Raw genomic sequence first — 14013 nt, 5'->3', positions numbered from 1 at the left:
CGCCATGTACGTCGCGCAGAACACCAGCACCGCCCACGACCTGCCGGTGGTCCTGATCGACTCGTACGGCGCCGGACGGCCGGACCGGGAGTACATCGACGCCGCCACGATGGTCTTCGAGCCGAGCGGCGGCACCACCTCGCTGGCCGCCGCGCCCACCGTCGCCACCCGGGCCGGGTTCCGGTTGCGCGGTCAGTCCTCGGCGACGTTCGAGAAGACGCCGTTCCGGCTGGAGTTCTGGGACAACGATGACGACGACGCGGACTATCCGGTGCTGGGCATGCCCGCCGACTCGGACTGGGTGCTGCGCGGGCCGTTCACCGACAAGGCGCTGATCCGGGAGGCGTTCGTCTACGACCTCGGTCGGGAGATGGGCCTGCCCGCCCCGCGCTACGCCTTCGCCGAGTTCTATCTCAACACCGACGCCGGGCCGGTCGGGGCCGACGACTACATGGGCGTCTACATGATCGTCGAGACGATCAAGAACTCCAAGAACCGGCTCGACCTCAAGCAGTTGCGTGCCGACGACCGGACGCTGCCGAGGATCACCGGCGGATACATCTGGAAGTTCGAGTGGATGGCCGCCGAGGAGCCGATCCTGCCGTGCACCGGCCCGGCCGCGACCTGCTGGAACTACCTGGAGGTGGCCGACCCGTCGTCGTTGCAGCCGGAGCAACGGGACTGGCTGCGCAACCACATCCAGGAGTTCCACAACGTGCTGCGGGCACCGAACTTCGCCGACCCGGTCAACGGCTACCGGGCGTACATCGACGTGGGCTCCTTCATCGACCAGCTCATCATCAACGAACTGAGCCGCGAGATGGACTCGTACGTCCGCAGTGCCTACTTCTACAAGGACCGGGACACCAAGATCTTCGCCGGTCCGCTCTGGGACTACGACCTCAGCTTCAGCGTGGGCGGCTTCTTCGCCAACGACCAGACCGCCGGATGGCAGCACCAGCAGGTCCGCCAGCCGGTGGCGAACGACTGGTTCACCCAGTTGCTGCGCGATCCGGCCTTCGTCAACGAGGTGCGGCAGCGGTGGCAGACCCTGCGCCGGGGGCTGCTCTCCGACGCGTCGATGCAGGCCCGGATCAACGCGTTGAGCGCGCCCCTGGCCAACGGCGCCCAGCGCAACTTCCAGCGCTGGCCCAACCTGACCACCCGGATGGTCAGCTTCTTCGTCACGCCGACCGCGCCCACCTGGCAGGGCCAGGTGCAGGTCATGCGGGACTGGATGCTGCGCCGGGCGGCCTGGCTGGACTCCACCGCCGGGTGGGGCGGCACCATCACCACGCCCCCGCCGACGACTCCCCCGCCGACCACGCCGCCCCCCACCACTCCCCCACCGACCACGCCTCCGCCCGGTGGTGGTGGCTGCACCGCCACGTACGCGGTGACCAGCCAGTGGACCGGCGGATTCCAGGGCGAGGTGCGGGTCACCGCCGGCACCCGGGCGATCAGCGGCTGGACGGTGACCTGGACGTTCGCCGGTGGCCAGACGATCAGCCAGGCGTGGAACGCGACCGTCACCAGCCAGGGCTCGGCGGTCACCGCGCGCAACGTCAGCTACAACGGCACACTGGCCGCCGGGGCCAGCACCACCTTCGGCTTCCTCGGCTCCACCACCGGCACGCCCAGCGCACCGACACCGACCTGCACGGCGAGCTGAGCACAGGCGTCCCTGGCACCGGGTCACGGCCCGGTGCCAGGGACGTACCGTCTAGCGCGGGTGGTGGAGTTCCCCCGAGACCGGGTCCGGCGGCGGTTGGGGCAGCGGCCGGGCGCCGGCCGGCCCGAGCCCGTCGAAGATGATCGCCAGATAACGTCGCCACAGCTCCGGTGATGCCTGCGGCACGAAGCTGACGACGTGGCTCGGCGCGCACATCAGCAGGATCACGTCCGTCCCGGTGATGTCGTGCCGGACCGCGCCCGTCGCCTGTGCGCGTTCGACAAGGGCGGTGATCTCTACGAAGAGGCGACCTCGGGCTTCGGCGAGTTGGTCGTTGAGCGCGCCGGACTCACGCAGAAACGACAGGTCCAACCGCTGCTGCCGACTCGCCGCAGCGTCCAGGAACTCCAGGAGTGCGGCACCCGCGTCGGAAGCGGCCCCGAGCCGCCGCGCCAACTCGGCGAGCCCGTCGATCCGGTCGAGCACCACCGCCGCGAGGAGATCGTCCTTGGTCGGAAAGTGGCGGAACACGGTGCCCTTGCCGACGCCGGCCCGCCGGGCGATGTCGGCCACCGACGCGTCCGGGCCACGCTCGGCGAACTCCGCCTCCGCTGCGGCCAGCAACGACGCCCGGTTGCGCGCGGCGTCCGCGCGCAACGGTCGGATCGAGGCGGTCACCGACCCAGCCTACAAGTTGACCGCGCGGTCCGTTCATCACTAACCTGACCGCACGGTCCGTTTCGGACCGCCCTAGCGAACGGGGGGATCATGAAAGCTGTCGTCGCCACCGGGTACGGGCCACCCGAACGACTCACCGTCGCCGACATGCCGATCCCCCGGCCGGGGCCAGGACAGATCCAGGTACGGATCGCCGCCGCCTCGATCAACCCGATGGACGTACGGCTACCCGCCGGTGAGTTTCGAAGCGCCGCCGAGCTGACCTTCCCACACGTCCTCGGCAACGACTTCGCCGGCACGGTCAGCGAGGTCGGCGCGGGCGTCGAGGCGTACCACGTGGGCGACGAGGTGTTCGGGCACGCCGTGCCCCGGGCGTTGCGGGCGATGGTCGGCGCCGGCCGGCCGAGCCTGACCACCGGCACCCTCGCCGAGTACGCCGTCTTCGAGGCGGACACGCCGTTCATCGCCCACCGGCCCGCAGCGCTGGACGTCGCCGAGGCCGCTGCGCTGCCGACCGTGGGCCTCACCGTCCAGGCCCTGCTCGCCACCGCGGCACCGCAACCCGGGGAGACCGTCCTGGTCGTCGGTGCCAGCGGCGGCGTGGGCACCACCCTGCTGCCCAAGCTGACCGGCGCCACGGTGATCGCCACCGGACGCCCGCCGGACGCGGAACTGCTGCGAGCGAAGGGGGCCACCGAGGTCATCGACTACGCCGACGACTATCCGGACCAGGTCGACCTGGCATTCAACCTGGTGTTGCCCAGCGACCGCCTCCAGCGGGTCGGACGGGCACTGCGGCCCGGTGGACGGCTCTACACGATCACCTTTCCCCAGCCGGATCCGCGTTTCCTCGACCGCAGCGACGTGCGTTTCGAACTGGTGCTCGACGTGGAGGGCCGGTTCGGCGGGATGCGCGAGGTCGCCGGCCTCACTCCGACCGTCGGCCGCCGGTACCCGCTCGCCGAGGGCGTACGCGCGCTCACCGACTTCGCCGGCCGGCACACCCTCGGCAAACTCGTGCTGACCGTCTGAGCCGAGGCCGGCTCACCGCTCGGCGGCGGCCAGCATCGCCACGAGGTCGTCCAGGGTGTCGAGTCGACGACCGGCGCCGGTCAGCTCGACCTCGACGCCGTACTCCGACTCGATCGCGTCGACCAGACGCAGCAGTCCCAGGGAGTCGACGCCCAACGCGATCATCGACCCGCCGGCGAGGAGGTCGGCCGGCTCGACCTCCCCTCCGGTGGCCTCGCTGACCATGTGGGCGATCCGTGCCCGCAGTCCGGGGTCGGCCGTCATCAGAACTCCTTCCCGGACTGCCGCACGATGTCGGCGATCTCGGCGATGGTCGGGGTGTCGAAGAAGGCGTCGAGCGGCACCTCGACCCCGAGCCGCTGCTGGATCCGGCCGCTGATCCGGGTCACCGTCAGCGAGTGCCCGCCGAGGTCGAAGAGGTCCTCGTGCACGCCGATGTCGGGGATTCGTAGCACCTCCTGCCAGATCAGCCGGAGCTGCGCCACCACCGGGTCGTCACCACCGTCGGCGTCCACGCCGCCCGGCACACCGGCCACCGCGCCGTCGGGTGCCTCGGGCCCTGGGCCGCGCGAGCCGCCCACGGCGTCGCGGGGTGCCGGGGCGGGCAGGGCGGCCCGGTCGACCTTGCCGCTCGGGTTCAGCGGCAACCGGTCGAGCGTTACGTAGTCGGTGGGCAGCACCGCCGTCGGCAGACTCGACGCCAGGTGTCGACGCAAGCCGGCCGGCTCCGGAGCGGCACCCGGCCGGGGCACCACGTACGCGACGAGGCGGGGCTCGTCGGCGTCGTGCCGCAGGACCGTGGCCGCAGCGGCGACCTCGGGGTGCTCCAGCAGCCGGGTCTCGATCTCGCCCAACTCGATCCGGTGTCCCCGGATCTTGACCTGGTCGTCGGCGCGGCCGAGGAACTCGATCCGCCCGTCCGGCAGCCACCGGCAGCGGTCGCCGGTGCGGTAGAGCCGGTCACCGGTCGCCCCGAACGGATCCGGACCGAACCGCTCGGCGGTCAGGTCGTCACGCCCCCGGTAGCCGGCGGCCACCCCTGCGCCGCCCAGCCACAGCTCGCCGGGGAGCCCGACCGGCGTGGGCCGCCCCGCCTCGTCCAGCAGGTACGCCCGAACGTTGGGCAGCGGCCGGCCGATGGTCACCTCGTCGGGGTCGACCGGGATCTCCGCCATGGTCGCGTACACGGTCGCCTCCGTCGGACCGTACCCGTTGATCAGGCGCGCGGTGCGGGACCGCAGCTCGCGGGCGAGGGTGACCGGCAGTGCCTCCCCGCCGGTGACCGCGACCAGCGGGGCGTCCCCGTCCGCCGACCCGGTCCGGTCGCCGAGACCGGCCTCCAGCAGCACCCGCCAGCCGGACGGTGTGGCCTGGGCGTGGGTGACTCCGGCGGCGCGGATCAGCCGCAGGACTCCGGCGCCGTCCAGGGCGCTGACGGCCGAGGCGACGACCACCGTGCCGCCGGTGACCAGCGGCAGGAAGACCTCTACCGTGGAGATGTCGAACGACGGCGAGGTCAGGTGCAGCCACCGGTGCGTCGGACCGCTCTCCAGCAGGTCGCGGACGCCGAGCAGCAGGTTGGTCAGCGAGCCGTGGCGCACCGCCACACCCTTCGGGTGCCCGGTCGACCCGGAGGTGTGGAGCACGTAGGCGAGGTCGGCGGCGCTCGGCGAGAGGTCGGGCGCGGCCGGGACCGGGCCGTCGAGCAGGGCGCTCCGGTCGAGGGTGAGCGTGGGCCGGGCGGGGTCCGGCGCGGCGGCACAGGTGACCACCAGGGTGGGCGTGGCGTCGGCGAGTACGGCCTGCTGGCGGGCCGGCGGGTGGCCGGGGTCGACCGGCAGGTAGGCGGCCCCGCAGCGCCACACCGCGAGCATGGTCACCACCGCCTCCCACGACCGGTCCAGCGCGACCGCGACGAGCGAGCCGGGCCCGACGTCCCGCTGCCGCAGCAGGACGCAGAGCCGGGTGGCGGCGGTGTCGAGCTGGGCGTAGCTCAGCGTCCGGTCACCGTCGACCACGGCCGCCGCGTCCGGGTCCGCGGCGACCCGGGCGGCGAACAGGGCCGGCACGGTGGCGTCGACCGGGTACGTCCGGGCGGTGTCGTTCCAGACGCGGGTGACCTGTGCGAACTCGTCGGCGGGCAGCAGCGGCATCTCCGCCACCGGCTGATCGGGGTCGGCGACCACGGCGGCCAGCATGGTGCGCAGGTGCCCGCCGATACGGCGTACGGCGGCGGTGTCGATGGCCGCCGGACTGTGCTGGAGGCTGACGGTGAGCCCGGTGGGCGCGTCCACCACCTGGACGTGCAGCGCGTTGCGGGCGGCACCGCAGAACAGCGTCCAGTCGACCTCGCTGTCCACCCCGGGGAAGACCGGTGCGCTGCCGCGCCGCCGGTAGCCGATGCTGACCGGGGTCAACGCCGGTGCGGGACGCAGGCCGGGCACGGCCTGGGCCAACGGCACCGCGCGGTACGGGTACACCTCGCGCAGCCGGGCCCGGACGGTGTGCGCGTGTGCGCGGAACGTCCCGCCGGCCGGGTCGGCGGTGACGGGCAGTTCGTTGACGAACAGTCCGATCCGGTCGGCCTGGTCGGGGGTACGGGTGGAGAGCGCCACCCCGACCGGGGTGTCCCGGTTGCCGTAGCGGGCGAGCAGCGCGTGCAGCACCGCGAGGAGCAGTTCGAAGCGGGTCACCCCGAGCGACCGCGCGGCCCGGTCGACGCCGTCGACCAGATCGCTGGGCAGGTCGACGGGGACGGCGACACCGGGCTCCGCGCCGGTGGGCAGCCGCCGCAGGCCGGGCAGGACCACCTCACCGAGCCCGGACCAGTGCCGCCGCCAGTGGTCGCGGGCGGCGGGCAGGTCGACGGCGACGCGTTGCTGTTCGGCGGTGGCGAGGCCGGCGTACTCGTCGGGTCGGGGCCCGGGGTCCACGGTGGCACCGCCACGGGCGGCGGCGTACGCGGCGGCCAGGTCCCGGAGCAGGATGTCCTTCGACATGCCGTCGAAGACCAGATGGTGTGCGGTGACGAGCAGCAGGTGCGTGTCGTCGGCGTCGGTGAGCAGGGTGAACCGGGCCAGTGGTCCGGTCGTCAGGTCGTACGTCCGGGCGATCTCCTCGGTCACCCGGGCGTCGGTCAGTTCCGCGAAGCCGACCGTCGGACGGGTGTCGGCCGGTGCCAGGCGCGGGGTGCCGTCGTCGTCGCCGACGATCCTGGCCGCGAGGATCGGATGCCGGTCGGTCACCGAGGCGCAGGCCGCGACGAGGGCCCGACGGTCGAGTCCGGCGGCGAACCGTACGCCGATCGCCATGTGGTAGGCCGTGCCGGCGACCCCGGCCCGCTCGGTGAACCAGACGGCGTGCTGTGCGGAGGTCGCCTCGGCGGTGCCCACATGTGCTCCCTGGGTTGTGCTGGTGGTGGTCAGTTCTCGAAGAGGTCGGTGAGCTGCCGCTTGAGCACCTTGCCGCCCTCGTTGCGGGGCAGCTCGTCGAGGAGCAGGAGCCGGGCGGGCAGCTGGTAGTCGGCCAGTCGGTCGGCGAGGAATCCGCGCAGCGCGGGCAGGGACAGGCCGTCCGGGGCGGCCTGCGGCCGGGGCACCACGGCGGCGGCCACGGCGGTGCCGAGCACCGGATGCGGGACACCGACGACGGCGACCTGGGCGACCAGGGGATGGTCGTGCAGCGCCGCCTCGACCTCCAGGGTGGAGACCTTGAACGCGCCGGTCTTGATCACGTCCTGGTGCCGGTCGGTGAGGTACAGGTAGCCGTCGGCGTCGACCCGGCCGACATCCCCCATGCGGACCCATCCGTCGCGGAAGGTGGCCCGGTTGGCCGCCTCGTCGCGGAAGTAGGCGCGGGGGAAGGGCGCCCGCAGCCAGACGTCACCGGTCGTGCCGGCGGGCAGCGGCCTACCGTCGGCGTCGGCGACCATGAGCCGGCCGCCGACCGGTCGACCGACCGCGTCCCGCCGGGACGGGTCCCAGATCATGGTGGTCTGGGCCGGTGCCGCCTCGGTGGAGGTGTAGTAGTTGACGATGGTGGCCTGCGGGAACGTCTCGGCGAGCCGGGCCGCGACCGCCGGCGCGAGGAACGCGGCGGTGGAGCCGATCAGGTGTACGCCGCTGGTGTCCCGCCCGCGCAGGGCACCGGAGTCGAGCAGCTCGACGGCGATCGACGGGACGACGAAGACGGTGCCGGTCCCGGGGGCCTCGACCAGTCGGGCGAACCGGGCCGGGGTGAACCGGGGCAGGGTGAGTGCGGCGGCCTTCGCGGTCACCGCGTTGAGCAGCATGGTCTGCCCGGCGTTGGTGCCGATCGCGAAGGCGTGCAGGAACCGGTCCGAGTGGGCCAGGGCCAGCCGGCGTGGATGCTGTGGGGCACCGGCGGTGAGGTTGGCGTGGCTGGCGGCGACCCCCTTGGGACGTCCGGTGGTGCCCGAGGTGTAGAGGATCTGCGCGAGGTCACCGGGTCGGGCGACCGACTCGCCGTCACGGTATGCCTCGGCCAGCAGCTCGGCGCAGGTCCAGACCGGCAGGCCGGACGGCACCGGCGGGGCGGGGGTGTCGTCGCCGTGCAGCACGGCGGTGGCCGCGCAGTGGTCCAGGGCGTGTCCGAGCTGTCCGGCGGCGAGCCGGTCGGAGAGTGGCACGGCGACGCCACCGGCGCGCAGCACCCCGACGTACGCGACGGCGAACCAGGTCCAGTCCCGGGCGCCGAAGTAGAGGCCGACGCGGTCGCCGCGACGCAGGCCGCGCCGGGACAGGGCGGCGGCGACGGCCCCCGCCCCGGCGGACCAGTCGGCGAAGGTCAGCTCGGCCACCCCGTGCACCTCGACCGCCACCCGCTCGGGGTGCAGGGAGGTACGCCAGTCCAGCAGCTCGGGCACGGTACGGGGGGTGGCCCGGTCCGGCGACGCCGTACTCACCTCAGTCCGCCCTTCCGCCGGTCGCGGCGACCGGTACCCGCTCGTCACCGCCGGCGGCCGACCGTGCCCGGCGTTCCTCGATGCCGACCAGGTCGTCCGGGGGTGCGTCGGGCACCTCGTCGTCGAAGCGGGACAGCACCGGCGTCGCCAGCGACACCAGCGCCGTCACCGCGATGCAGAGCCCGAACAGCACGTAGAGCAGTCCGTGACCGCGCCCCGGCCCGACCCCGATCACCGCGCCGACCGTGCCGGCCAGCACGCCGTCGGCCAGCAGCATCGGCTCGGTCACCCGGGCGGCGTACGGGGCGACCAGGCCCCAGCCCAGCGGCAGGGTGGACTGCGCCACCATCTGGTTGAGCGCGAAGACCCGCCCGTGCACCCGGGGCGGCACCTTGGTCTGGATGATCGTGTTGTAGACGCCGTTGACGATGGCGAGCGCGAGGTACATGCCGAACGCGCCCGCGCCGATGACCAGCAGGTTCGGCCGCAGCCCGGTGACCACGGCGGCCACCGCGATGCCGAGCGTGCCCAGCAGCACCGCTCGCATCCGACGCTTGCGGGGACCGCCCCAGAGCAGCATCACCAGACCGCCGGTGGCGGCGCCGACCCCGCCGGTCAGCGCGATCTGCGCCACCTCGTTCAGGTCGGCGAAGCCGAGCACCAGCGGGGAGAGCAGGAACAGCACCGGGAAGAGGAAGAAGTTCAGCGCGGCGAAGAACGCCAGCATGGCGCGGAACTCCCGGCGGCGCAGCGCGTACCGCAGCCCGGCGACGATCTCCGCACCGATGCTCTCGCGGCGGCGCAGGGCAAGCGTACGCGGGAACCTCACCACGGCCAGCACACCGATCGCGAAGAGGTACGACACCACGTCGATGAGCAGGATGCCGCGCAGCCCGACGGCCTGGAGCAGGGCCACGGCGATCAGCGGGACGGTGAACTGGGTGAGGCCGACAGCGGTCTGGGCGAGGCCGTTGGCGTGGCCGAGGAAGCGCTTCGGCACGAGCTGCGGCACCGCCGAGACGAACGCGAGCCGCTGGAACGCCAGTGCCACCGACAGCCAGGCGGTGAAGGGGTAGAAGTGCCACACCTGGGCGACGTCGGTCAGCACCAGCACCGCCATCGCCGCGTTGCCGCCCCCGGCGGCCATACAGGCGCCGAGCAGGACGCGTCGCCGGCTGAACCGGTCGATCACCGCGCCGGCCAGCGGTGCGACGAGCAGGCCGGGCATCAGCGCGAGCACCGCGAAGAGCGCGAACCGGGCGAGCGACCCGGTCTGCGTGTAGATCCACAGTGGCACGGCGAACGTGGTCAGCGCCGTCCCCATGCCGGAGACGATCTGCCCGGCGGCGACCAGACCGAAGCGGCGCATGCTCGGTGGCGGCGCGGTGGCCGTACCGTCGCTCCCGCCCGAGGGTCCGTCCGGTCCCTGCGGGGAGACGGCCGCGAGCTGCCAGGCGGCCGGCGTGCCGTCCGGACGCGGCGAGGCGACGGACGGCGGGCCCGGCTCGGCGCGGACCGGCGCGGCGGACGGCGGCGGCGCGGCGGACGGTGGTGGCGCGGCGGACGGCGGCGGCGCGGCGAGGTGCCGGTGTACGTCGGTGACGATCTCGGCCAGCTCGGCCGCCCGGTACTTGAGGAAGTAGTGTCCGGCCTCGTTGATCACGGCGAGCGCGGTGCGGTCGCTGAGGAAGTGCCACTCGCGGTAGCGCTCCTCGTGGAAGTCGGTGCTGCGGTCACGCTCGCCGACCACGGAGACGATCGGTGCCCGCAGCGGGCCGACCCGTCGCCGCATCAGCTCGGTGAAGTACTCCTCGGAGACCTCGGCGTCGTGCCGCATGGCGCGGATCAGGAACGCGACCTCGTCCGGTGCCAGTGACCCGATGGAGGTGCCCTGCGCCTGCAACCAGGTGCGGTAGATCCGGTCGCTGCGCAGCCGCTCGGCCAACCGCAGTCGCAGCAGCGGGCCGAGCAGGCCGCCGACGGGACGGGCGAACGGGAAGACCGCGCCCAGGTACACCGCCTCCAGGTCCCGGCCGGCGGCCTCCAGCCGGCGGGCGACCTCCACGGCCAGCGCCCCGCCGGGGCCGCAGTGTCCATACAGGATCAGCGGCCCGGTGACCCGGTGCAGGATCTCCGCGACGACGTCGGCGGCGACCTCCGCGATGGGTGCCGGGTCGTCGGCGAGGCCGATGTCGTGCCCGGGTACGGCCACCGACAGCAGCCGGTACCCGGGCGGCAGGGCGTCGGCCAGCGGTTGGTACACCACCGCGCTGCCGCCGCCGTACGGGACGCAGACCAGGGTGGCGATCCGGGTGCCGGCGGGCATCGGCGGGGTCAGTTCGTGCAGCAGCCCGCCGCGGTCCGTGCCGTCCCCGGCGACCAGCAGGGCCAGCTCGCGTACGGTGCGGTGGCGGAACAGGTCCATCACGCTGACCGGCGGCGCGACCGTGCCGACCACGTCGGGCAGTTCCCGACGGAGCCGGGCCACCACCTGGGTGGCCAGCAGGGAGTGCCCGCCCAGCTCGAAGAAGTCGTCGGTGGCGCCGACCTCGGTCACCCCGAGAACGGCTCGCCAGACGTCGGCCACCAGCGTCTCCACCGGCCCGGTCGGCGTCTCCCGCGCACCGGTCGGGGCGTCGTCGACGGGCTCGGGCAGGGCCCGCCGGTCCACCTTGCCGTGTTCCTGCAACGGCAGCCGGTCCAGGGCAACCCACCGGCTCGGCACCATGTGCTCGGGTAACCGGTCGGCGAGCCGCCGACGCAGCGCGGCCGGCTCGGGCGCGGCCACGTCGGGTGCCGCCTCCAGGTACGCCACCAGCCGCTCGTCGCGCAGCAGCACCGCGGCCTGCCGTACCCCGGGGCAGTCCCGCAGCGCGGCCTCGATCTCGCCGAGCTCGACCCGGTAGCCACGGATCTTGACCTGGTGGTCGCGGCGGCCGAGGAAGACGAGCTGCCCGTCGGCGCGCCAGCGGCCCAGGTCGCCGGTGCGGTAGAGACGCGCGCCGGGTGGACCGTACGGGTCGGGGACGAAGCGCTCGCCGGTCAGGTCGGGCCGGTTCAGGTATCCGCGCGCCAGCCGGTCACCGCCGAGGTACACCTCACCGGGTACGCCGACCGGGACCGGACGCATCCGCTCGTCGAGCACGTACACCCGGGCGTGCGGCAGGGGCCGGCCGATCGGCACCGGTCCGGTGGCCGGCGCGTCGGCGGTGACCTCGTAGGTGGTGACGCCGACGGTGGCCTCGGTGGGGCCGTAGTGGTTGAAGACCCGGGCCGGACCGGCGGCGGCGAGCGGGCCGACCCGGTCCAGGTCGGACGCCTCACCACCGAGCACGAGCGCGCGGGCGGGCAGCAGCTCCCCCGGCGCGGCGTCGGCGGTCAGCGCCCACAGGTGCGACGGTGTGATCTTCAGGTAGTCGATGCGGGCGGTCCGCAGCCGCTCGGCGAGCTCCGCGCCGGTGCACCGGCGGGGCAGCAGGTGCACCGCGCCACCGGTGGCCAGCGCCAGATAGAAGAGGGTCACGCTGAAGTCGAACGACATCGACTGCATCAGCCCGTACCGGGCGGCCGGGACGACCGCGAACCGGTCGGCCACCCCGTCGAGGTAGCGCAGCACCTGCCGGTGTGCCACGGCGACCCCCTTCGGGGTGCCGGTGGAGCCGGAGGTGTAGATGACGTACGCGAGGTGCTCGCCGGTGGTGCCGGTCTCCGGCGCGGTGTCGGGCTGGGCCGCGACCTCGTCGGCGATCTCGTCCAGGGCGACCGTGTTCGCCTCGGCGGGCCGCCCGTCACGTAGGGCGGAGCTGGTCAGCACCACGGTCGGACGGGCGTCGGCGAGCATCAGGCCCCGCCGCGCGGGGGGTTGCTCCGGGTCCAGCGGCAGGTACGCCCCACCGGCCCGCAGCACCCCGAGCAGCGTCGCGGCCAGGTCGACCGACTGGTCGAGCAGCACCCCGACCAGCCGGTCCGGGCCGACGCCCCGGCGGCGCAGCCAGTGGGCGAGCTGGTTGGCCCGCCGGTCCAGTTCCCGGTAGGTGAGCGTGTCCGGGCCGAGGACCACCGCCGGGGCGTCGGGGGTGGCGGCGACGTGCGGGCCGATCAGCTCGGCCAGGGTGGTCGCCGCGCCGGTGACCCGGGCCACCGCGTCGTGCTCGGGTCGGCCCAGGGCCAGCACCCGGTCCCGTTCGTCCGCGTCGAGCAGGTCCACATCGACGACGGGCAGGTCCGGCCGGGCGACGGCGGCGCGCAGCAGCGTGGCGAGACTTGCGGTCAGCCGGCGTACGGTGGCGGCGTCGAAGAGGTCGGTGTCGTAGACGACCATGCCGCGCAGCCCGTCGGCGGACTCGCCGACGTAGAGCGACAGGTCGAAGCGGGCGTTGGCCACGTCGGTCCCGACGCCCTCGGCGCGCAGGTCCTCGGGCCACCGGGTGCCGCCGGGCGCGAAGTTCTGGAGGGTGAACAGCACCTGGAACACCGGGGAGCGGCTCACGTCCCGGGCGACGTTCAGGTCCTTGACCAGGCGTTCGAACGGGATCTCCTGGTGGGCCAGGGCGCGGACGACGGTGGTGCGGGTGCGCCGCAGCAGGGTCGCGAAGCTGGGTTCGACGGCGGCGCTGTCGGCGGTCGCGGCGACCGGGGAGAGGTCGGCGCGCAGGGCGAGGGTGTTGACGAAGAGACCGACGAGGTTCTCCAGCTCCGGCACCACCCGTCCGGCGACCGGCGAGCCGATGGCGAAGTCCCGTTGGCCGCTGTAGCGGAACAGCACCGCCTGCAGGCCGGTGAGCAGGGTCATGTAGAGGGTGGCCCGGTGGGCGCGGCTGAGCCGGCGAAGTCCGTCGGTGAGGTCGGCGTCGAGGGTGAAGCGGTGGGTCGCACCGGCGTAGGACTGCACCGGCGGGCGGGGCCGGTCGGTGGGCAGTTCCAGCGCGGGTACGCCGGCCAGTGCTCCGGTCCAGTAGGCGAACCCGTCCCCGGTGGCCGGTCCGTCGAGACGGTCCCGCTGCCAGGCCGCGTACTCCAGGTAGCCGGTGGCCGGTGCCGGGGGCGGCGGCGTGCCGTCGCGCAGTGCGCCGTAGGTCGCGGCGATCTCGTCGAGCAGCAGGGTCAGCGACCAGCCGTCGCTGACGATGTGGTGCATGGCGAGATGCACCAGGTGCTCCTGGTCGCCGAGCCGGACGACGAGCACCCGCAGCAGGGGCGCGACGCCGAGGTCGAACGGGGTGCGGACCGAGCCGGCCACCAGCTCGCGGGCCTCGGCCTCACCGGGCACGGCGGTCACGGTGACCGGCACCCGCACCTCGGGGGCGACGTGCACGACGGGCTCGCCGTCGGCGTTCTCGGTGAACCGCATGCGGAGGCTGTCGTGCCGCGCGGCGGTCGCGTCGACGGCGGCCCGCAGCAGCTCGACGTCGAGCGGTCCACGCACCCGCACGGTCGAGTGGACGAGGTACGCGGCGGTGCCGGGCACGAGCTGTTCGGTGAACCAGATCCGTTCCTGGCCGAAGGAGAGTCGGGGCGCTCCGGCGGGCGGAGTCGCCGTCGGGATGACGGTGGTGTCTCGGGCCGGCACGTCGACGTTCGTCACGCTATGCCTCAATCCGATGACGGACGGGAGTCAGTAGTCTGCATCCCGCTTCCCAGAGGGTGGATCGGCTGATCGGTCCACTGTGTAGGACTCGATCGATCGATCCAGCAGCGGAACGGACCG

7 protein-coding genes are annotated in these 14013 nt (G+C 73.6%); 2 read left to right on the top strand and 5 right to left on the bottom strand.

Annotated elements, in window-relative coordinates; all coding sequences use genetic code 11:
- Window positions 1-4 precede the first annotated feature (4 nt).
- Entirely contained in the window at window positions 5-1672 is a 1668-nt protein-coding gene (locus tag ABZ738_RS08220) for a CotH kinase family protein (protein WP_343232754.1), read from the top strand.
- A 51-nt stretch (window positions 1673-1723) separates the two neighbouring features.
- Here ABZ738_RS08220 and ABZ738_RS08215 read toward each other — a convergent pair whose 3' ends face one another.
- Window positions 1724-2350 (bottom strand): TetR/AcrR family transcriptional regulator, encoded by a 627-nt coding sequence (locus ABZ738_RS08215; RefSeq protein ID WP_131051788.1) that lies wholly within the window; start codon window positions 2348-2350, stop codon window positions 1724-1726.
- A 90-nt stretch (window positions 2351-2440) separates the two neighbouring features.
- On the opposite strand from ABZ738_RS08215, the gene ABZ738_RS08210 reads away from it, so the two are divergent.
- On the top strand, window positions 2441-3382 hold the full coding sequence (locus ABZ738_RS08210; RefSeq protein ID WP_131051787.1) for an NADP-dependent oxidoreductase: 942 nt from the start codon (window positions 2441-2443) through the stop codon (window positions 3380-3382).
- Window positions 3383-3394: 12 nt separating this feature from the next.
- On the opposite strand, the gene ABZ738_RS08205 is transcribed toward ABZ738_RS08210, so the two are convergent.
- The 4 genes from ABZ738_RS08205 to ABZ738_RS08190 are packed head-to-tail and all read right to left on the bottom strand — an operon-like array spanning window position 3395 to window position 13890.
- Window positions 3395-3646, bottom strand: a complete 252-nt coding sequence (locus ABZ738_RS08205) for a phosphopantetheine-binding protein (RefSeq protein ID WP_357211896.1) — start codon at window positions 3644-3646, stop codon at window positions 3395-3397.
- Entirely contained in the window at window positions 3646-6774 is a 3129-nt protein-coding gene (locus ABZ738_RS08200; protein ID WP_357211894.1) for an amino acid adenylation domain-containing protein, read from the bottom strand. Before ABZ738_RS08200 ends, ABZ738_RS08205 begins: the two co-directional genes overlap by 1 nt.
- Window positions 6775-6803: 29 nt before the next feature.
- Window positions 6804-8306, bottom strand: a complete 1503-nt coding sequence (locus ABZ738_RS08195; protein WP_357211893.1) for an AMP-binding protein — start codon at window positions 8304-8306, stop codon at window positions 6804-6806.
- 1 nt (window position 8307) lies between these two features.
- A complete protein-coding gene (locus ABZ738_RS08190; RefSeq protein ID WP_357211891.1) occupies window positions 8308-13890 on the bottom strand; it encodes an amino acid adenylation domain-containing protein in 5583 nt (1860 codons plus the stop codon).
- Between the last annotated feature and the right edge of the window lie 123 nt (window positions 13891-14013).

This window comes from Micromonospora sp. NPDC047793, from assembly GCF_040642635.1.
GTDB lineage: Bacteria > Actinomycetota > Actinomycetes > Mycobacteriales > Micromonosporaceae > Micromonospora.
The sequence above is the reverse complement of the archived record's forward strand: the minus strand, read 5'-3'. Positions and strand labels throughout refer to the sequence as shown.

What these genes read in the sequence shown, in the direction of transcription:
- ABZ738_RS08220 (WP_343232754.1), top strand. Translation starts at nt 5, where the DNA reads ATGTACGTCGCGCAGAACACCAGCACCGCCCACGACCTGCCGGTGGTC.
- ABZ738_RS08210 (WP_131051787.1), top strand. Translation starts at nt 2,441, where the DNA reads ATGAAAGCTGTCGTCGCCACCGGGTACGGGCCACCCGAACGACTCACC.
- ABZ738_RS08205 (WP_357211896.1), bottom strand. Translation starts at nt 3,646, where the DNA reads ATGACGGCCGACCCCGGACTGCGGGCACGGATCGCCCACATGGTCAGC.